Here is an 18,940-nt window from a genome sequence, read left to right on the forward strand (position 1 = left end):
CTTAGATGCGCGGGCGATGGTGGGACGATTCCATCTGATGGTCTTCCCTGTGGCGAACAGATCACATTCCGCCAACGGACAGACGGTTTCCACGAGAGTCTCGCGGATAACTCCGCGATCAGGCCATTGCCTTCACGCGCTGCGTGAGGCGCGATACCTTGCGGCTTGCCGTACGCGGGTGAAGAACGCCCTTCTGAGCGGTGCGCACCAGAGACGGCTCGGCCACCTTCAGGGCTGCTGCAGCGGCGGCCTTATCGCCCGATGCGATGGCTTCCTCGACCTTGCGGACGGTGCCGCGCATCGCGGAACGGCGCGACTTGTTGACTGCGGTCCGGCGCGTCGCCTGACGCTCTGCCTTCTTTGCCGACTTCGTATTGGCCATTAAACGCTATCCTTCTCTTTGGGGGCCGTCCCATTTGCGCGGCTCGCCCGATTCCAACCTCGGCGTCTCCCGAGGCGCTCCCGGGCTGCCTGCACCCGCGCGGTCTCGCGCGAGCGCAAATACATTTGCCGCCCGAAACAAGAGTTTCGAGCGGTCCAGTGGCAGGTCTATAGCTGTGGGGACCATGCTCGGTCAACGGATTTGGCCGATTTCCAGGGCATTAAGGCCGCCGGATGACCCGATCAGGCCTCCCGCCACTTGATCGAGCAGCCCATGGAGGGCACCTGATCGGCGGGGCCGCGGCCGGTCTCCGCCACCGCCTTCATCGCCTCGAACAGCTCCCGGCGGGCGGAAACGGGTCCAGGCGCGCGGCCGCTCGAATCCAGTCGCCCGCGATACTGCAACTCAAGATCACGGTTAAAGCCGAAGAAATCCGGCGTGCAGACCGCTCCATAGGCGTGCGCCACCTGCTGGCTCTCGTCGTAGAGATAGGGGAACGGGAAACCGTGGGACGCGGCCACCTCCGCCATCAGCGGAAAGCTATCCTCCGGGTAGGCCGCGGCGTCGTTCGACGAGATCGCGACGGTGGCGACGCCGAGGCGGGCCAGCTCGCGGGCATCGCGCACGATACGATCGAGGATCGCCTGCACGTAGGGGCAATGGTTGCAGATGAACATGACGAGGGTGCCGTTCGGCCCTTTCATCTCGTCGAGCGTGTAGACCTTGCCGTCCGTCGCCGGGAGTTCGAACGCCGGCGCTTTCCAGCCGAAGTCACAGACGGGTGGGATTTCAGCCATCGCGAGTCTCCATGGTGCATCGTTAGAGCGTTGTGCGATCCGATTGGCTCGGATCGGACGCTCTATATCTTTGATGAGGCCAATGATTCACGCTTCTGACCGATAGGGTCCGAAGCGATCATGGTCTCGTCTTGCGTACGCATGTAACCCTTGGGCGCTCGGATTTGAACGCGTGAGGTGTCAGATCTCGATGCGCGAGAAAGAGACAGGCGCTTGCGAGAAAATGCGTGCGCGCTCCGTGATCGCGTCGGGCGCGCCGGTCGTGAACAGAACGGGTTCGGAGTGCCGCTCGCCCCCTTCGGTGTAACGAGCGTGCCGCGAAAGATAGTCTTCAAGGCTGTCGGCCACGACCTCGGGCTGAGAGAGGATGCGCGTCGCGGGCGGCAGGTGCCGCCGAAACAGGTGCTCGACCAGCGGAAAGTGCGTGCAGCCGAGAATGGCGCGATGCGGCGGCTCGCCGTCCGACTGCGCGAGCACGCCGTCGATGGCGCGCTTCACGAGGCGATCCAATTCCACTTCGTCGGAGCCGTGCTCGATGGCGCCCGCAAGCTCCGCCGCCACCTGCTGAATGACGGTGACTTTCGGGCAGCGCTTCCGGATCTCCTCCGCATAGACGCCCGACGCGATGGTGCGCGTGGTGCCGAACACGGCGATGCGGTCGGTTAGAAACTTTTGCGGATACTGCGGAGACGTCACGGCCCAGGGCGTCTGGGTTGCGGCTTCGACGGTGGGCGCCACGATGCCGAGCACGTTGCGGCCCTCGGCCTTCCACGACGTAGCGGGCAGCCATTCCTGCTGCAAGCGGCGCGCGGCGACGGCGGTCGCGGTATTACACCCGAGCACGACGAGGCGGCAGCCTTGCCGGAAAAGCGCTTCCGTGCCGGCTCTCGTCAGGTCGACGATCTCATCGGACGCGCGGTCGCCGTAGGGCACGCGCGCATGATCGCCGAGATAGACGAAGGAAACGCCGGGAAAGCGCCGAGCCAAGGCGCCAAGCACGGTCAAACCGCCGAGGCCGGAATCGAAAACGCCGATCATGAGGCGCTCTCTTTGCGCCGAAGGACGCGTGCGGTCAATCGGCTACTCGGCGGCTTCCGACGGAGACCGTCCGGACGGCGCGGGCTGCTGCGTCTCGGCCGGGTGTTCGGCCGCCTTCAGCGCGTCGAGCGTCGGCATGGAGATGGTGCTGTAGCCGCAATCGACGAAATGCACTTCGCCCGTTACGGCAGCCGAGAGATCCGAGATGAGATAGAGCGCGGAGCCGCCGACGTCGTTGAGGCTCGGCGTCCGGCGCAGAGGGGCGTTCTCTTTCTGGAAGTTGAAGATCACGCGAGCGTCGGAAACGCCGGCGCCCGAAAGCGTGCGCATGGGGCCCGCCGAAAGCGCGTTGACGCGGATGCCCTGCGGACCGAGGTCGGCTGCGAGATAGCGCACGGAGGCTTCGAGAGCGGCCTTCGCGACGCCCATCACGTTGTAGGACGGCACCGAACGCGTGGCGCCGCCGTAGCTCAGCGTCAAGAGCGAGCCGCCGTTCGGCATCAGCGCCATGGCCCGCTGCGCGATCTCGGTGAACGAGAAGCACGAGATCACCATGGTGTTGGTGAAGTTGTCGCGCGTGGTGTTGACGTAGCGGCCCGCAAGCTCGCGCGGATCGGAGAAGGCGAGGGCGTGGACGACGAAGTCGAGGCTGCCCCACTCGTCCTTGATGCGTGCGAACACGTTGTCGATGGTGGCGAGGTCGAGCACGTTTGCCGGCTCGATGATCTTGGAGCCCAGCGACTGGGCGAGCGGCACCGCGCGGCGGCCGAAAGCGCCGTCCTGATAGCTGAATGCCAGCTCCGCGCCCTGCCCCGCGAGCGCCCGGGCAATGCCCCAGGCAATCGAACGGTCGTTGGCGACGCCCATGATCAGGCCGCGCTTACCGGCCAGAAGGGGGCCTGCTTTCGAAGGATCAAATTCGGTCATTGTCGACCCCACACCCACATCCACTCTGCGGCCGATCTCGAACCAGCCGCTTCCATTCCTGCAAAGTCTCATAACCGGGCCTTCCTTGCGGGGGCATCACGCGCCCTGTCGCCGGAGGCTGGTACATAAAAAAGATGTCAGCCATCATAACGGCGAAATGCGAGAGTCGCATTTGTTCCGCCGAAACCGAAGCTGTTCGAAAGGACACAGTTAAGCGAAAGGTTATCGAGGCGGCTTCTCAGGATCGGCATATCCTCGAATGCCGGATCCAGCTCCTCGATATTGGCGCTTTCGCAAAGGAACCCATTGTTCATCATAAGAAGCGAAAAAATAGCCTCCTGAACGCCGATTGCGCCCAGCGAATGGCCGGTCAGGGACTTGGTGGCCGCAATTTTCGGAATCTCCACGCCGGCAAAGACTTCGCGGATCGCGTCGATCTCCTTCGCGTCGCCGACGGGCGTGCCCGTCCCATGAGGGTTGATGTAGTCTACGGGGCCGATGCCGCGGCCGTCGAACCCTTGAAGCGCGAGGCGCATACACCGCGCCGCGCCTTCGCCGGACGGGGCAACCATATCGTGGCCGTCCGAGGTTGCGCCGTAGCCCACGATCTCGCCGTAGATCTTGGCGCCGCGCGCTTTGGCCCGCTCCAGCTCTTCGAGCACGACGACGCCCGCGCCGCCCGCGATCACGAACCCGTCGCGGTTCTTGTCGTAGGCGCGGCTTGCCTTCTCAGGCGTTGCGTTGAAATCGGACGACATGGCGCCCATGGCGTCGAACAGCACCGAGAGGGTCCAGTCCAGTTCTTCGCAGCCGCCCGCGAACATCACGTCCTGCTTGCCCCATTGGATCAGCTCCGCCGCATTGCCAATGCAATGGGAGGACGTGGCGCAGGCCGACGAGATCGAATAATTGGTGCCCTTGATCTGGAAGCTGGTGGCCAGCGCCGCGGACGGCCCCGAGCACATCGCTTTCGGCACCTCGAAGGGGCCAACCTTCTTGGGGTTCGTTTCGCGCGTGATATCGGCAGCGCGGACGATGGCGCGCGTCGACGGACCGCCGGAGCCCACGATGATGCCGGTGCGCTCGTTCACGACCTCGGTCGGCTCAAGGCCTGCGTCGCGGATCGCCTGGTCCATGGCGATGTAATTCCAGCCGACGCCCGTTTCCATGAAACGCTTGGGCTTCCTCGGCACCTGCGCTTCCCAGTCGAGCTGCGGTTCGCCGTGCACCTGGCACCGGAAACCGAGTTCGGCATACTTCTCAGCGCGGGAAATGCCGGATTTTGCCTCCCGCAAAGAGGCAAGCACCTCCTGCGTCGAGTTTCCGATCGAGGACACGATACCCATGCCGGTGACGACAACCCGTCTCATCGACAACCCTTTCTTCGCCGCTCGTTAAGCCGCTTCAGTCTGCGGCCGTGTGCCTGCGGCTTATTATCCGGCGGCCGGCGCTTCGCCCGTTTCGAACAGGCCCACGCGCAGATCCGTCGCGGTGTAGATGACTTCGCCGTCCGCCTTGAGCGTGCCGTCCGCGATGGCCAATTTCAAGCGGCGCAGAATGACTCGCTTCAGGTCCACCACATACTCGACTTTGCGCACCGACGGGAGAACCATCCCCGTGAATTTCACCTCGCCGACGCCCAGCGCGCGGCCGCGTCCGGGCGCGCCCATCCAGCCCAAGAAGAAGCCCGTAAGCTGCCACAGCGCGTCGAGGCCCAGGCACCCCGGCATCACCGGGTCGCCCTGGAAGTGGCATTTGAAGAACCAGTCCAGGCGCTCGTTGCCTTCGACGGCGAGTTCAGCAACCACCTGCCCTTTTCCGTGGACGCCGCCCGTGTCGGAAATATGGGTGATGCGATCGAACATCAACATGGGCGGCAACGGCAGTTGTGCGTTGCCCGGCCCGAACAGCTCTCCGCGCCCACACGTCAGCAAATCGTCGAAATCGTAGCTCGAACGGCGCTCGGCCATTGGTCAGCTTCGTCCTTTGATAATCCCCCGACGCAACGCCAGCTTATGGCGCGCGTCCGCTCTTGAACCGCGTTGTCCTAGCACATTCGCTTGACGTTCAAACGATTATCCTAGCCAGCGTCAAGTAAGGGCATGGAAAAGGTGACGTATTGTCCAGAGGACCGTCTTGTGCCAAAGGAGGCCCCCGGATTGCTGCTTTCAGGAAACCCGCAGCGAAATGTGCGCGTTAATAGCACGCTCGCCAGCGGGTTGCAGTTAACCCCGGCAAATCTTATACTGAATTCGTTCGCAGAATCCGGCCGCCGGCTGGGGCAGGGCCTTTGTGGTGTCCTACGTTTGCCCCTATGCTGAGCTGAGGTTCGCGGAAACCGTATTGGCACCATGAGCAGACCGCACGGCATGATGGACGACGCCAACGACGCTCTGACCACCGACATCGGCGAGGATACCTCCGCCGACGGCATTCTTGCGCTTCCGCAGGCGGCCATCGCCGAGCGGCTGCGTAAAGCCGGATTGCGGCCGACGCGCCAGCGTGTCGCGCTCGGCGCGCTGTTGTTCGGCGGCGAGGACCGTCACGTGTCGGCGGAAATCCTTCATGCGGAGGCGCTCTCGGCCGGCGAGCACGTGTCGCTCGCGACGGTCTACAACACGCTGCATCAGTTCACCGGGGCGGGCCTTCTGCGCGAACTCGCGATCGACGGCGGCAAGGCCTACTTCGACACCAACACCTCGAACCACAATCACTTCTTCATCGAGGCTGAAGGCGAGTTGATGGACATCCCCGGCGACTCGATCCGCGTCGACGGATTGCCGGAGCCACCCGAGGGTATGCGCGTCAGCCATATCGACGTCGTCGTGCGGCTGGTGCCGAAATCCTGACGCGACACGCGCAGGCAAGCGCGGCGAGCCGTCACCTCACGATTTCGTTTTCGTAGACGCCCCAGAGCTGCTTCTGGGGAACGTAACCGCGATAGCGGTCGATCGTCACCCGGCACCAGCGGCTGTCGCAGGTGTGGACGTTGGCGATCACACCTGCTTCGACCATCACGACAGGACGCGAACTCTCGCTGTCGCTCACGCGGATCGGGATCTGCGGGGCTGCCTCGCCCGATTTCACATCCCACGGCGTGACGAGCGCTGTGCGACGGCCCGAAAGCAGAGACTGGAGGATCCAGCCCGTGGCGCCTTCCGCGTCGCGTACTTGCCGCCAAGCCTCGAACTCGCCCAGCACCTCCAGCGGCAGGCCCGCGCGCCGATACACCCAGGCGGTCGGATAGTCGGTCCCCGGGCCGGAGCGCAGGTTCACGCGGTCCGCCTTGAGGCTGACGAAACGCGGCAGCGGCAGTCCGCTCTCTCCCTGCTGGGGAGCAGGCCCCGAGGGCGCCGCTCCTCCGCCGGCCAGCGCCGCACCTGCCCAAACCGCGAGCAGAGCGCCAGCCATTAAGCGGGCGCGGGCAAGGCTCCTCATTCGCATCCCACGCTCCCGCAAATTCGTGGCGTACGCCCGGGCGGCCGTTCGTCCTCGATCAACCATATCGACCGCCTGATTCCTCGCGCTCGTCGCCGGTCCCTCAGACAATCCATCACTTTGTCACGGCCGTGACCTTCTGTTAGACACACCCAGATCAAACGCCGCCGGTGGGAGTGATATGCCCAACACCCAGAAGAAACCAGTCGTCATCGTCACCCGCAAGCTGCCCGATGTGGTGGAAACGCGAATGCGGGAGCTTTTCGACGCGCGCCTCAACGCCGACGACACGCCGATGACGCAGGCCGAGCTTGCCGAAGCCGTGAAAACCGCCGACGTGCTCGTGCCGACCGTCACGGATCGGATCGACCGCGCCGTGATTTCCCAGGCCGGGCCGCAGCTCAGGCTGATCGCCAACTTCGGTACGGGCGTCGACAACATCGACCTCGACACCGCGCGCAACCGCGCGATCATCGTCACCAATACGCCGGGCGTGCTCACCGAGGACACGGCCGACATGACGATGGCTCTGATTCTCGCCGTGCCGCGCCGGGTTGCAGAGGGCGCCGCCTATCTCAAGGATCCGAAGACCAAGTGGATCGGCTGGTCCCCACCTGGATGCTGGGACACCGGATCTTCGGAAAGCGTCTCGGCATCGTCGGCATGGGCCGGATCGGACAAGCGGTGGCCCAGCGCGCGAAGGCGTTCGGCTTGCAGATCCACTACCACAACCGCAAGCGCCTGCCGCACGCGCTCGAAGAGGAGCTTGAGGCGACCTACTGGGAGAGCCTCGACCAGATGCTGAGCCGCATGGACATCGTGTCCATCAACTGCCCGCATACGCCGGCAACGTACCATTTGCTGTCGGCGCGCCGCCTCAAGCTGCTGAAGCCGTCGTCCTACATCGTCAACACCGCGCGCGGCGAGGTGATCGACGAGAACGAGCTTGCGCGCCTGATCGAAGCGGGCTCCATCGCAGGCGCGGGCCTCGACGTTTACGAGCACGAACCGGCCGTGAACCCGAAACTGCTCGCCTCCGACCGCGTCGTGGCGCTCCCGCATATGAGCAGCGCGACGATCGAGGGTCGTGTCGACATGGGCGAGAAGGTGATCATCAACATCAAGGCCTTCCTCGACGGCCACGCACCGCCCGACAAGGTGCATCCGGCGATGTTCTAAAATTTAAGGGGCGCGTGAGACATCGGGCGCCCCTTTTTTATCCAAGCAGGTGCGTGACGACGGCGACGTAGAACGCGACCGTTGCGAGGTAGCCGGCCACGAGCCAATTGCGGCCGGCCGGCGTGATCGGATCCATCCCGCGCCCTTTGCGCCCGACATTGATCATCAACGGGCTCACCAGAAGCAGCAGCGCCATCAGCCCGTAGAGCTGGAAGTGCAGGGCAACGCCGAGCCCGACGATGAGCGCCAGCACATTGACGATGGAGACGAGCTCCGGGTCGGCGCCCGACAGCGCCGATTCCATCACGTGGCCGCCGTCGAGCGGGAGCACGGGCGCGAGGTTGAAACCGTTGAGGATCGCGCTCACCAAGGCAAGCTGATTGAGTGCGTGTTCGCCCGTCAGCGCGCCCGCCAGCAGAAACAACGCCGTCGGGATCAGGCTCAGGCCCGGCCCCATCAGCGCAACAAAGCCGCGCTCGCTTTCGTTCTCGTGGGGAGCGGCGGCCACGGCGACGCCGCCCATGAAGGGCACGAAATAGATTCCCTGCACGGGCAGCCCGACCCAGCGCATGGCTATGGCGTGGCCCGCTTCGTGGATCAGCAGAATGAGGAGGAGGTATGCCGCGAACACGCCGTCGAACAGGTAGCTGAAGCTTGCGTAGGTCAACGCGCCGGTGACGAACGCGGCCAGATACTTGTTCGTCGACCTCGGCGGCGCGCCGACTTCAGCTTCGCAGTACGCCCGCAGACGACGGCCGTTCTGGCGCGCACCCAACGGCACGAGAATCCGCCCCATAAACGTTTCGTGCGTGATCTCGTGGACGGACGTCAGCTCCGTGCCGCGATCCTTTTCCTTGAGTGTGCACGCGAAGAAATAATCCGAGCCGGGCACGACGCTCGGATCGCTGCCCTCCTTCAGCATCTCGATGACAAGACCCTCGGGCGGGCGGCGCTCGATCTCGCGATACGCCATGGGGATGTCGGCATCTCCCACGCGCACGTTGGCCGTGTAGACGTTGCTCGAGTCCGGGCTCGGATCTGTCGCGATCTCGATGGGGACGAGCCCGTCGAAAGTGATCGAGCTGGCTGTGACCGCGTTCCAGACAACTTCGCGTGGCGCCCTGATATGGGTTGCGCTCACATACCGCCTGCGACGGCGGCGCAAGACGACATCGGCCAGGCCGCGCAGAAGAAAATAGAGGCTCCAGAAGAGATCGGAAAGAAAGCTCATCGGCCGGTCCGTGTCCCGAATGCTCGCACGCGCTTGTCCCCGGTCTTTGCGGTGCGCATCGGGCGTAATTTCGGCAATGCGCGCTCAGACGTGCTCCGACAGATCGGCGATGGTGGGTTTTTCGCCTGTCAGCGGGTTCTCGGGGTCCCATGCCACGCGCACGGTTTCGAAACGCGGCTCTTTGGCGTCGTACAAGAGAAGGCGCCCGGTGAGCCCTTCGCCCGTGCCGGTCAGCTCTTTGATCACCTCGGTGGCCTGCAGCGTGCCCACGACACCGACGACCGAGCCCATGACGCCCGCTTCCGCGCAGTTCGGCACGAGGCCAGCGGGCGGCGCTTCGGGGAAGAGGCAGCGATAGCTCGGATAGGGCTTGCCATCGGGGCCGGTCTCGTAAGGCTTCAAGGTCGTGATGTAGCCATCGAACGGACCGACGGCTGCGTGAACCAGCGGACGACGGGCGAAGTAGCACGCATCGGCGACGAGATAGCGGGTCGCGAAGTTGTCGGTGCCGTCTGTCACGATGTCGAAGCGGGAGATGATGTCGACCGCGTTCGCGGCATCGAGGCGAAACGGGAAGGTCTCGACCGCGACATGCGGATTGAGGGCTGCAAGCGTTTCCCGTGCGCTCTCGACCTTCTGCGTACCCACGGATGACGTCGTGTGCACCACCTGCCGCTGAAGGTTGTCGAGCGAGACCGTGTCGTCGTCGACGATGCCGAGCGTGCCCACGCCTGCTGCCGCGAGATAGAGCAAAAGCGGGCTGCCGAGCCCGCCTGCACCCACGACAAGCACACGCGCCGCCTTGAGACGCGCCTGGCCCTGACCGCCGATCTCGTGCAGCAGAAGGTGGCGCTTGTAGCGCTGGATTTCTTCAGACGTGAGCGCCATGGGTGTTCACTTTCCCGAGGCGCGACTGCCGGACCTCATCAGGCCTTCTGTCGCGCCATGCGTGCGTCAGCCCGGATCGCGCGCAGCCGTCGCCGTGCCCTGTTTCGCCATGCCCTCATAGACCATGCCCTGGGCGGCCCGTCCCGGCTCGGCGGGCCGGATCGTGGGCGCCGCCCACGGGCCCTGAATCCTAAACGCTCCCACGGGCTTGCCGGATTTTTCCGCGCCGGGCATTTCGTCGAGGGAGAGTACGAAATCGACGGCGGCGCTGTCGAGATCGGCGGAGCCGATCAGACGCGCCCTTCGGTTGCCGATGCGGGCCTCCACACCTTCGGCTGCGAAAACGCCGCCCAAGGCTTTGAAGTGCGCGGAGACGCCACTTACCGTCGTCGTCCCCGAGCCAGCGGCTCCCCACCCTTGGTCAGGCTGGGCTCCCGCAACCGATGGCAATGCATCGACATCTATGCCGAGCCGACCGGCCTCACGCATTTCCACAGACATCGTGCCCGCAATGGAACGGATCAATGCCGCTTCGCTCGACCCTTCCGCGGCGAGTTCGAGCTTGAGCCCGCCGATGCCGTCCAAGACCAGCGGCCCGGCCGTGAGGCGCGGTAAGGTCGCGAAGTCGATGTCGGAGAGATCCGCGCGGATCGTGTAGCGTGGATCGGACGCCGTCATATCCGCCGTGAACTGCGCCTCTCCGCCGCCGCCCTGGTCGAGCGCGAGTTCGACAATCTCGCCATAAAGCTTGCCGCTCTTGACGGTGAGGCTCGCGGCGGCGCGGCCGAGTTTCGCCGAGCTGTTCGTGACGCTGGCAGCCGATATGCGCAGATCGGCGTCCAGCTCGTTGACGAGGGAGGACTCCGCAAGGCCGGGTATCCCGAAGCTCGAAAGCCATCCCGTTGCACGCGCGATGGCGGTGGGCCGTGCCGACATTGCATAAGGCGCGATGTCGAACGCGGCGAACGCGAGCGTGCCGTCGATGGAAGGACGTTCGGCCGAATACATCAAGGCCAACGTTCCGGTGGCGGCATTGCCGTCGAGCGTGATCTTGGCGTTGGCGAACGAAACCGCGCGCTCGTCGAGCGTCAGCTCACCCTTCGCCGTGAACGTGCCGAGGCCCGGCCCCGCGGGCCACGAGGCGCCGAGCCAGCTTGCCGCGCCTCTCACGTCCGAAATGGACAACTCGGCGTTCTCGGCCACGATGCGGCTGCGCTCGCCCGGCGGCATCCGGCCATTGAATGCGAGGCTCAGGTACTTGCCTTTCACGTTGACGCGGACATCCACCGGCTCGGCCACATCTTGCGGCGGCGGCGTGAACGCCAGATCGAAATCGAGCGGTTCGCCGCGATAGGCCAAACGGCCTTTCGCCGTCACGAGCCCGCTGCGATCCTTGGCGAGATCCGCATCGACGCGCGAGAACGTCTCCCGCTCGCCGTCTCCGTTCACGACAACGATCGTCGCATCGGACAGGGTGAGATTGCGGAACCTGAAATCGGTCAATGTGGAGACCACGGACGCCAGCGCCTCGGACAGGTTCTCGTGCGCCGCGCCGCGCTTCTCGCCGTTCGGGGTCTTGGTACGATCGACGGTGAACCTGGCATCGTCGAGAATGAGATCCACGCCGCGCCCCAACACAAGGGCCCGCACCACGGCGCCGACACCCGTTTCGTCTGCGCTGCCGGCCGCAAGAGAAACGGTGCCCCGTTCGAGCGTGATGGCGTGTGCGGTCGAAAGCGTGACGGGGGATGTGATGGCGATGACGTCGCCGGATTCCGCGCGAACCGTCGAGCCCGGAATGGGTTCCCCCTGGCGCGCGCCGATCAGCACGGGCGCGACAAGAGCGGCACCGATCACTGCGACCAGAGCGCTCAAAACAATAAGCGGGCGACGCCTATCAGCTTTGCCGGTCATGAGGCTGCTGTCCCGCGCATGGAGGCTTTCAAAGCATTGAGTGGTTTGGAGTTCCCGCCCCGCCGATCGTTGGTCCGGCCGACGAGCCCTTCCCTACTTACTGAAGGCGGCACACCCACGCAATACGTCATCGCGTCGTGAACGGCCGTCAGAAGCGAGAATTCCCGTCTGTCATCAATCTCATACTTATCTGTTCCCAAATTCCTGGATGCGTTGCGCGCGCGGAAGCAAACGACACGGCATCGCGAAGCTTCCGCGCACGATGCGTTATGGGCTTCAATCGAGGCGAAAGCGGGCCTGTTCCGCCCCGTGATCGGGCAAGGTCAGCGTGACAACGACGGTCGTGCCCTTGGTTGCCTTGAAACTGCCGGTTCCTTCGAGGCGGTTCTCGCCCGCGTGCGCAAGCGTGACAGCTTCCGTCTTGCCTTCGGATAGAACCGTTGCCGTCGCCTTCGCGCCTTCGACGGGCTCGGGCTTGCCCGCCTCGTCGGTGACGTAGAGGCGCAGCGTGCCGTCTTCGGCGACAAGCTCCAGATGATGATGGCTACTGTGCTCGACGATGCCGCCATGCTTCGGTGCGTGATCGTGGGCGTGTGCGTCGTGGGCGTGATCGTCGTGCGCGAAAGCGAGCGACGACGCGGCCAACATCGCGGCGAGGCCGGCTAGAATTTTCTTTAACATCGATGTCTCCTTGTTGGGTTGGAACGTGATCAAAACGCTTCGGCGTGAGATGGCACGCCGTCGTGCTGGGCGACGAGCCGTTCGAGCGGCTTTCGTCCGAACAGCATGAAGAGGACGGGCGTCAGGAAAGCGTCGAGCAATGTCGCCGTAAACAGCCCGCCGAAGATCGCGATCGCCACGGGATGCAGGATTTCCTTGCCCGGCTCGTCCGCGCCGATCATCAACGGCATGAGCGCGATGGCGGCGGCCAACGCCGTCATCAGCACCGGGCGCAATCGTTCCAACGTGCCGCGGATCACCATGGCGCGACCGAAGCGTTCGCCTTCGAACATCACCAGATTGATGTAGTGGCTGATCTTGAGGATGCCGTTGCGCGTGGCGATACCCGTCAGCGTGATCAAGCCGATGGCGCTCGCCACCGAGAACGGCTGGCCCGCGATCCAAAGCGCCGCCACCGCGCCGATCAGCGCGAGCGGAACGTTGCCCATGATGATGAGCGCCAGCACGCTCGACTGATAGCGCGTGTAGAGCACGACGAAGATCAGACCCAGCGAGACGAGGGACAACAGCCCGATCAGGCGGGAGGCTTCCTCCTCGGCCTGGAACTGGCCTTCGAGGCTCGTAAAATAACCCTGCGGCAAGCCGGCACTGGAAATGGCCTGGCGAACGTCGGCGACGATCCGCGTCATGTCGGAATTGTCCGTATTCGCAAGCACGGCAATACGGCGCCTCCCGTTCTCGCGCAGGATCTGGTTGGGGCCGTCGGTTTCGATCACCTCGGCCACACTCGCGAGCGGAATGCGTCCCGCCGGGCTTTCGATCAGCATGGCGCCGAGCGCATGTGCGGTGCGATCTGCGTCGGAGAGACGAAGCACAACGTCGAAGCGCTTCTGCCCGTCGATGATCTCGGAGACGACGCGCCCGTTGGAGAGCGTGGCGAGCGAATCCGTGATCGTGCTCGGATTGAGACCGTATTGCTTGGCGCGCTCGTAATCGATGCGCACCTGAAGCTCGGGAATGCGCACCTGACGCTCGACCTGCAAGTCGACGATGCCGGGGATGGCGCGCAGGCGCGTTTCCATGTCGGACGCGAGCCCCCGCAGCGCGTCGTAATCGTCGCCGTAGATCTTGAGCGCGATCTGGGCCTGCACGCCCGACAGCATGTGATCGAGACGATGGGCGATGGGCTGGCCGACGGTGATCGCCGCCGGCAAAGCGGACAGGCGCTGGCGGATGTCGGCCAGCACGTCCTCGCGGCTGCGGTCCGACGGTTCGAGATCGACCTCAAGCTCGCTGACGTGAACGCCTTCCGCGTGCTCGTCGAGCTCGGCCCGGCCGGTGCGGCGGCTGATCTTGCGGACCTCGGGCACCGCGGCGGCGATGGTCTCGGCAATGCGCCCGATCCGGTCGGATTCGGCGAGGCTGACGCCGGGCTCAAGGATCACACCGACGAGCATCGTACCTTCGTTGAACGTCGGAAGAAAAGCGCGCGGCAGCATGGAGGCTGCGAAAACTGCAGCCAAGACGGCAACGACCGGCAACCCCACGACGAACGCCGGGCGGTCGAAGCACCATTCGAGGCCGCGCTTCTGCCATCGCTTGAGGGCGCGAACCATGGCGCCGTCGCCTTCCGCCAAGCTCTTCATGCGCGGCAGCAGCCAGTAGGAGAGCACCGGCGTGACGGAGATCGAGACCAGGAGACTCACGAGAACCGAGACGATGAACGCCACGCCGAGCGGCGTGAACATCCGCCCCTCGATGCCAGAAAGAGCGAACAGGGGAATGAACACGAGGACGATGATGGCGGTGGCGTAGAGGATGCCGCTTCGGACTTCGATAGAGGCATCGGCCACGACCTGTTCGATGCTGCGCGTGTCACGCCCTCCCGCGAGCCGGTGAAGCCCCAATCGCCGGAAGATGTTTTCGACGTCCACCACCGCGTCGTCCACCAGCGCGCCGATGGCGATGGCGATACCGCCGAGCGTCATGGTGTTGATGGACAATCCCATGAACGCGAAGACGATGACGGTTGCGAGAATAGACAGCGGTATTGCGAGCAGGGAGATCAGCGTGGTCTGCCAATTCAGCAAGAACGCGAACAGCACGATTGACACCACGATCAGTGCTTCAACGAGCACTTGCTGCACGTTGGAGATAGACGTTTCGATAAACGTCGCCTGCCGGAACAGAACGTCGGTCACGCGAACACCTTCGGGGAGCGTGCGTTCGAGGTCCGGGAGTATTCGTTCGATTTCTCGCGTGATGGTGACGGTGTCGGCTTCCGGCTGCTTCTGCACGCTCAGAATAACCGCCGGCTTGCCGGCGAGGCTCGCGTCGCCGCGCTTGGTACGCGCCGCGAAATCGACGTCCGCAACCTGGCTCAACGCGACGACCTGGCCTTCGCGATAGGCGACGACGAGATTGCGCAGATCCTCGATCCTCCCCGAGCGGCCGATGTTGCGTATCAGATATTCCCGCGTCTGCTGATCGACGAAGCCGCCGCCCGTATTCGCACCAAACGCCCGGATCGCGTCTTCGATGGCGCTGAAACCGATGTCGAGGGCCGCCATGCGGCGCGGATCTGGGATGACGCGGTATTGGCGGACCTCTCCTCCAATCGGGATGACCTGCGACACACCGGGCACCGTCAAGAGCTGCGGGCGCACGGTAAAGTCCGCGATCTCGCGCAACGTCATGGGATCGGTCGTCTCGCCGGAGCTCGTTTTTTCGGCAGTAAGGGCGATCAGCATGATCTCGCCCATGATCGAGGAGATCGGACCCATGTGCGCCGAGATGCCCGGCGGGAGCTGCTCGCGTACGAGTTGCAGACGCTCGGCCACTTGCTGGCGGGCCTGATAGATCTCGGTCGACCAATCGAATTCAACGTAGACGATCGAAAGCCCGACGCCGGAGACGGAGCGGACGCGCGAGACGCCCGGCATGCCGTTCATGGCCGTTTCGAGCGGGAACGTCACGAGCTGCTCGACCTCTTCCGGCGCGAGCCCCTCGGCTTCGGTCATCAGTGTGACGGTGGGCCGGTTGAGATTCGGGAACACGTCGACGGGAAGGCGGCCCAGCGTGACGAGGCCGTACACCGTCACCGCGATGGCGGCGACGAGCACCATCAGCCGATTGGCAAGGCTGGCGCGGACAATTGCGTTGAACACGAGGCGTTCTCCTACCGGACCTGATTGATCAGATCGGCGCCGTTGACCACGACGCGATCTCCCGTCTCGATACCGGCCGTGATCAGAACGCGATCTCCATCGAGAGGACGGGTGCGAACCGGGCGCGGGCCGAAACGCTCGGGCGCGATCTTGATCCAGACCTGCGGCAGACCGTTCGCGGCGCGTACGATCGCGCCGCCCGGCACGATCATTCCCTCGACCGGCGCGCCGCCCTGCACCAGAACCTTCACCGCGACACCGATGGTGAGAGAGGGATGCGGATCTTCGACACTGAAGAGGAGCGGCAACGACTGTTGTCGAAGCGACGGCGCGCGGCCGATGTAGGTGAGCGGGATCGCGTGCCCCTCGCCGTCAAGCGCCGTCGCCGCCTTGACGGACGTCTCGTCCGCTCCCGCAACCGCGATGGCCTCGATCCAGAGCCGTTCGGGATCGACAATCTCGAACAGCGTGTCGCGCGCGGAGACGACCTGGCCGGCGCGCACGTTGGCCACCGAAATGACGCCGGAGACCGGCGCCGTCATCTCCAGCTTCTCACCGACGCGCGGTTCGAGGGCACGCTTCTGCGCCAAGAGGGATTCGATTTCCGTCTGCGTGTCGTCGAGTTCGCGTTGCGGAATGTAATCGCCGGAGATGCCCTTGAGGCGCACCAGCTTCTGCTCGGCGATGCGCAACTTTCCGTCGACCTCTGCGGTCAGCTGGTGCAAGGCACCGCGCTCGTACACCGGCATGGCGGGCGAAAGAAGCGCCAGCACTTCGCCGGCCTTCACTTTCTTACCGACAAACGACACGCCGCCTTCGGCCACTTCGATCTGGCCTTCCATGGGCGCTTGTACGCGTCCCTCGGAAGACGGATCTGCAACGACGGTGCCGATGAGCTGAGCGGCCGGCGTGACGCTTTCAACCGCGGCCGGCGCGGTTCTCACTTGCAACAGCCGCTGCGACGGCTTTGGGAAATAGACTTCGCCCGTCGGCAGGCGCACAGGAGCGCTTCCTCCCGCCTGAGCGGAGGGCGCCGGAGGACCGTGATCATGGCCTTCGTGCGCGCGGCCCGTCTCCGGCAGAGACGCCGACAGGACGATGCTCAGCAGCACGATGCCGGCAGCATGCCGCGCGCCGTGTTGGCTGGCGGCGGCGTGACCGCTTGTCTCCTCATTCGGTTGTGACGCGTCGGGCGGGAGACGCAGCGGGCGGAATGCGAACGCAACGAAGAAGCCGGCCAGCGCGATCAGGAGTGCGCCGATCCAAGCTTCGGGGCGGACCAGCACGTCGCCCCACGAGACCGTGGCTCCGTGCTCCTCGGTCTCGGGTTCCGGAACGACGAGGCGCCCGGCCAGCAGGTCCGCGATGTCCGCGCCCAAGACCGTGAACGTCAGCGCATAGGTGCCGGGCTCGTGAACCCAATCGGCATCGAGCGTGTAGACGCCGTCGCCCTTGGGTTCGGCCTTTGCCGCCGGGATCCCTTCGGATGCGACTTCGATGCTGGCGCCATCGACGGGAGCGTTGGTGTCGCTCCGATCGAGATAGATCGTCAGCGTGTGATCCTCCGCCACGGCGACCAGCTCGACCTCGAACCCGGCGGCTTCGACGCGTGGAAGAGACGTGGTTTGCGCGGGCGGAGCCGCACCGTGATCGCCGTGTGCGCGGGCCGAATGAAAGGGCGCGGCTACGGCAACAAGGGCCGCGGCACCGAGCAGTGCCATGCCAAGACGGGTCATGCTTCAGTCCTCGTAAGCGTGGGGAATGAGCAGGACAGATGCTGGACATGTTCGGGGCTGGCGCCGCTCCGGCCTCTTTCGAAAAGGCCGTTACGGATGACGCCATGCGCGAACGCGCCGATCGGTCCTGATCATGAAACCTCGCGAGCGCACGACAGCGTGCGGATCGGAGGCCGGATCAGACCGAGGCGCTCGGCGGACGAAGCAAGGGATAGAAGTGCTGCCCCAGCGGAAGCGGTGCGCTCGCTTCCAGCATCCGCATACTGGCGGCATAAACACGCTTCAGGCCGTAATCACCTGCGGGAATGGCCATCGAGGCACAGCAGTGGGCGTGCATATGCGGACAGCCATCGCAGTCCAAGAGGCCGAAGGAGCCAGAAGGTTCGCCGCCTAGCAGTTCGGCGACAGCTTCCGATGCGCTTGCCCGATCCTCTTGGAGCGAGGCTTTGCCAGCGCTGTCAGGCCCATGCCGGCCATGATCATGCGTGGCATGATCATGCGCAGCGTGATCGCGGATCGCGACCGTATCGTCGCAGGCCAAAGCGCCGCTCAAGCTGCCAGTGGCGAACACCACTGCAACCATAAAAACCCGCAGAAGCTGGCTCGTCACGCGGCGCATCCCGCAAGCAAAGCCGGAAGATTGGAGCGGGGTCAAGGCGAAATTGGATCTGCGGCATGGCGATGGCTGTTTATCGCAATGGCGCGAGCGCGTTGCCCGAAGCGCTTACTGTGCCGGAACATTCGGGACACGGCGGCGTTTCAGCCGCACGCGCGTCGCGGGGGTCGTGGCGCCGCCCCGCACCAGAGCGCTTGCCCATGTCCGTATTTCCAGAATGGCCCAGAAATCGGCTCTTGCTCGCGCTGCCGCCGCGTATACGGAGCGACCTTCTCGCCTCCGCGGAGCGCGTCTCCTGCGAGCGCCACCAAGTGCTCGCCGATGCGGACCAGCCGCTGGAGCATGTCTATTTTCCGGACAGCGGCGTGATCTCGGTCGTCGCCGTCTACCCTGACGGCACCATGATCGAAATGGCGACCATCGGCCGTGAAGGCGGAACCGGATTTCAGGCTGTGTTCGGCGCCAAAATGTCGTCTGCGCGCCTGCTCGTCCAACTCCCCGGCACGGCAGCGCGCATTCCGCGCCGCGTCTTCGCGCAGGCGATGGACGATATTCCGATTTTTCGATCTTTGATGTATGCGCACGTGCACGCATTCCTCGAACAGGTCATGATCTCGACCGGCTGCAACGGCGCGCACAACTTGACGCAGCGCCTGGCGCGCTGGCTCTTGATGATGCGTGACCGGCACGACGACGACACGCTGCTGATCACACAGGATCTGCTGGCCGAGATGCTCGGCGTGCAGCGGCCCACCATCACCAACGCCATTCACGCGCTCCGGCGCGGCGGGATGATCGAGTGCGGACGGCGGCGCGTGCGAATCCTGGATCGTGAAGCGCTGATCGGTGCCTCCTGCGAATGCTATCTGCTGACACGTGCGCGCATCGCCCAGCACCTGCCGAAGACCTATCCGAATTAAAATCGTTCCGTCATCTACATGACAGA

At 64.6% G+C, this 18,940-nt stretch carries 17 protein-coding genes and 1 pseudogene; 4 read left to right on the forward strand and 14 right to left on the reverse strand.

Translation table 11 applies throughout. From position 1 onward, the window contains the following. Positions 1–118: 118 nt before the first annotated feature. The 6 genes from rpsT to fabA form a co-directional block, all read right to left on the reverse strand. Positions 119–382 carry a 30S ribosomal protein S20 gene (rpsT, locus tag W911_RS00880; protein WP_023785625.1) on the reverse strand — a complete coding sequence of 88 codons (264 nt, stop codon included), beginning with the start codon at positions 380–382 and terminating at the stop codon, positions 119–121. Positions 383–624: 242 nt separating this feature from the next. Continuing rightward, positions 625–1,179 carry a thioredoxin family protein gene (locus W911_RS00885; protein ID WP_023785626.1) on the reverse strand — a complete coding sequence of 185 codons (555 nt, stop codon included), beginning with the start codon at positions 1,177–1,179 and terminating at the stop codon, positions 625–627. 180 nt (positions 1,180–1,359) lie between these two features. Then, positions 1,360–2,217, reverse strand: a complete 858-nt coding sequence (locus W911_RS00890) for a glutamate racemase (protein WP_023785627.1) — start codon at positions 2,215–2,217, stop codon at positions 1,360–1,362. A gap of 42 nt (positions 2,218–2,259) precedes the next feature. Next, positions 2,260–3,144 (reverse strand): SDR family oxidoreductase, encoded by an 885-nt coding sequence (locus W911_RS00895; RefSeq protein ID WP_023785628.1) that lies wholly within the window; start codon positions 3,142–3,144, stop codon positions 2,260–2,262. 137 nt (positions 3,145–3,281) lie between these two features. Then, complete coding sequence (gene fabB / locus W911_RS00900; RefSeq protein ID WP_023785629.1) at positions 3,282–4,514, reverse strand: beta-ketoacyl-ACP synthase I; 1,233 nt, start codon at positions 4,512–4,514, stop codon at positions 3,282–3,284. Positions 4,515–4,577: 63 nt separating this feature from the next. Then, positions 4,578–5,114, reverse strand: coding sequence for a 3-hydroxyacyl-[acyl-carrier-protein] dehydratase FabA (gene fabA, locus W911_RS00905; protein ID WP_023785630.1), 537 nt, complete (start codon positions 5,112–5,114; stop codon positions 4,578–4,580). Between the two features lie 381 nt (positions 5,115–5,495). Between fabA and irrA the strand changes: the two genes are divergently transcribed. Continuing rightward, complete coding sequence (irrA, locus tag W911_RS00910) at positions 5,496–5,993, forward strand: iron response transcriptional regulator IrrA (protein ID WP_244438554.1); 498 nt, start codon at positions 5,496–5,498, stop codon at positions 5,991–5,993. Positions 5,994–6,024: 31 nt separating this feature from the next. Here irrA and W911_RS00915 read toward each other — a convergent pair whose 3' ends face one another. Continuing rightward, positions 6,025–6,555, reverse strand: a complete 531-nt coding sequence (locus W911_RS00915) for an SH3 domain-containing protein (RefSeq protein ID WP_023785632.1) — start codon at positions 6,553–6,555, stop codon at positions 6,025–6,027. Between the two features lie 322 nt (positions 6,556–6,877). On the opposite strand from W911_RS00915, the pseudogene W911_RS18595 reads away from it, so the two are divergent. Next, positions 6,878–7,216 (forward strand): annotated as a pseudogene (locus W911_RS18595) (D-glycerate dehydrogenase); the annotation flags it as partial. Continuing rightward, on the forward strand, positions 7,201–7,761 hold the full coding sequence (locus tag W911_RS18600) for an NAD(P)-dependent oxidoreductase (RefSeq protein WP_244438556.1): 561 nt from the start codon (positions 7,201–7,203) through the stop codon (positions 7,759–7,761). The pseudogene W911_RS18595 and the gene W911_RS18600, both read left to right, overlap by 16 nt. A gap of 37 nt (positions 7,762–7,798) precedes the next feature. Here the strand turns inward: W911_RS18600 and W911_RS00925 are convergent, their stop codons facing one another. From W911_RS00925 to W911_RS00955, 7 genes are all read right to left on the reverse strand, one after another. Further along, positions 7,799–8,992, reverse strand: coding sequence for a metalloprotease (locus W911_RS00925; protein ID WP_023785633.1), 1,194 nt, complete (start codon positions 8,990–8,992; stop codon positions 7,799–7,801). Between the two features lie 84 nt (positions 8,993–9,076). Next, positions 9,077–9,880, reverse strand: coding sequence for a HesA/MoeB/ThiF family protein (locus W911_RS00930; RefSeq protein WP_023785634.1), 804 nt, complete (start codon positions 9,878–9,880; stop codon positions 9,077–9,079). Positions 9,881–9,946: 66 nt separating this feature from the next. After that, a complete protein-coding gene (locus W911_RS00935; protein WP_023785635.1) occupies positions 9,947–11,794 on the reverse strand; it encodes an AsmA family protein in 1,848 nt (615 codons plus the stop codon). A 276-nt stretch (positions 11,795–12,070) separates the two neighbouring features. Then, entirely contained in the window at positions 12,071–12,475 is a 405-nt protein-coding gene (locus tag W911_RS00940; protein WP_041316892.1) for a hypothetical protein, read from the reverse strand. Between the two features lie 29 nt (positions 12,476–12,504). After that, positions 12,505–15,642, reverse strand: coding sequence for an efflux RND transporter permease subunit (locus W911_RS00945; RefSeq protein WP_023785637.1), 3,138 nt, complete (start codon positions 15,640–15,642; stop codon positions 12,505–12,507). A gap of 11 nt (positions 15,643–15,653) precedes the next feature. Continuing rightward, positions 15,654–17,378 carry a permuted SH3 domain-containing protein gene (locus tag W911_RS00950; RefSeq protein ID WP_023785638.1) on the reverse strand — a complete coding sequence of 575 codons (1,725 nt, stop codon included), beginning with the start codon at positions 17,376–17,378 and terminating at the stop codon, positions 15,654–15,656. 178 nt (positions 17,379–17,556) lie between these two features. Continuing rightward, complete coding sequence (locus W911_RS00955; RefSeq protein ID WP_144083467.1) at positions 17,557–17,988, reverse strand: hypothetical protein; 432 nt, start codon at positions 17,986–17,988, stop codon at positions 17,557–17,559. Positions 17,989–18,194: 206 nt separating this feature from the next. Here W911_RS00955 and W911_RS00960 point away from each other — a divergent pair, with 206 nt between their 5' ends. Then, the gene (locus W911_RS00960; RefSeq protein WP_158412815.1) at positions 18,195–18,914 is read left to right on the forward strand and encodes a Crp/Fnr family transcriptional regulator; all 720 of its coding nucleotides are present in this window, start codon (positions 18,195–18,197) and stop codon (positions 18,912–18,914) included. Positions 18,915–18,940 lie beyond the last annotated feature (26 nt).

This window comes from Hyphomicrobium nitrativorans NL23 (genome assembly GCF_000503895.1).
Lineage (GTDB): Bacteria > Pseudomonadota > Alphaproteobacteria > Rhizobiales > Hyphomicrobiaceae > Hyphomicrobium_C > Hyphomicrobium_C nitrativorans.

What these genes read in the sequence shown, in the direction of transcription:
- rpsT (WP_023785625.1), bottom strand. Translation starts at nt 382, where the DNA reads ATGGCCAATACGAAGTCGGCAAAGAAGGCAGAGCGTCAGGCGACGCGC.
- W911_RS00885 (WP_023785626.1), bottom strand. Translation starts at nt 1,179, where the DNA reads ATGGCTGAAATCCCACCCGTCTGTGACTTCGGCTGGAAAGCGCCGGCG.
- W911_RS00890 (WP_023785627.1), bottom strand. Translation starts at nt 2,217, where the DNA reads ATGATCGGCGTTTTCGATTCCGGCCTCGGCGGTTTGACCGTGCTTGGC.
- W911_RS00895 (WP_023785628.1), bottom strand. Translation starts at nt 3,144, where the DNA reads ATGACCGAATTTGATCCTTCGAAAGCAGGCCCCCTTCTGGCCGGTAAG.
- fabB (WP_023785629.1), bottom strand. Translation starts at nt 4,514, where the DNA reads ATGAGACGGGTTGTCGTCACCGGCATGGGTATCGTGTCCTCGATCGGA.
- fabA (WP_023785630.1), bottom strand. Translation starts at nt 5,114, where the DNA reads ATGGCCGAGCGCCGTTCGAGCTACGATTTCGACGATTTGCTGACGTGT.
- irrA (WP_244438554.1), top strand. Translation starts at nt 5,496, where the DNA reads ATGAGCAGACCGCACGGCATGATGGACGACGCCAACGACGCTCTGACC.
- W911_RS00915 (WP_023785632.1), bottom strand. Translation starts at nt 6,555, where the DNA reads ATGGCTGGCGCTCTGCTCGCGGTTTGGGCAGGTGCGGCGCTGGCCGGC.
- W911_RS18600 (WP_244438556.1), top strand. Translation starts at nt 7,201, where the DNA reads ATGCTGGGACACCGGATCTTCGGAAAGCGTCTCGGCATCGTCGGCATG.
- W911_RS00925 (WP_023785633.1), bottom strand. Translation starts at nt 8,992, where the DNA reads ATGAGCTTTCTTTCCGATCTCTTCTGGAGCCTCTATTTTCTTCTGCGC.
- W911_RS00930 (WP_023785634.1), bottom strand. Translation starts at nt 9,880, where the DNA reads ATGGCGCTCACGTCTGAAGAAATCCAGCGCTACAAGCGCCACCTTCTG.
- W911_RS00935 (WP_023785635.1), bottom strand. Translation starts at nt 11,794, where the DNA reads ATGACCGGCAAAGCTGATAGGCGTCGCCCGCTTATTGTTTTGAGCGCT.
- W911_RS00940 (WP_041316892.1), bottom strand. Translation starts at nt 12,475, where the DNA reads ATGTTAAAGAAAATTCTAGCCGGCCTCGCCGCGATGTTGGCCGCGTCG.
- W911_RS00950 (WP_023785638.1), bottom strand. Translation starts at nt 17,378, where the DNA reads ATGACCCGTCTTGGCATGGCACTGCTCGGTGCCGCGGCCCTTGTTGCC.
- W911_RS00960 (WP_158412815.1), top strand. Translation starts at nt 18,195, where the DNA reads ATGTCCGTATTTCCAGAATGGCCCAGAAATCGGCTCTTGCTCGCGCTG.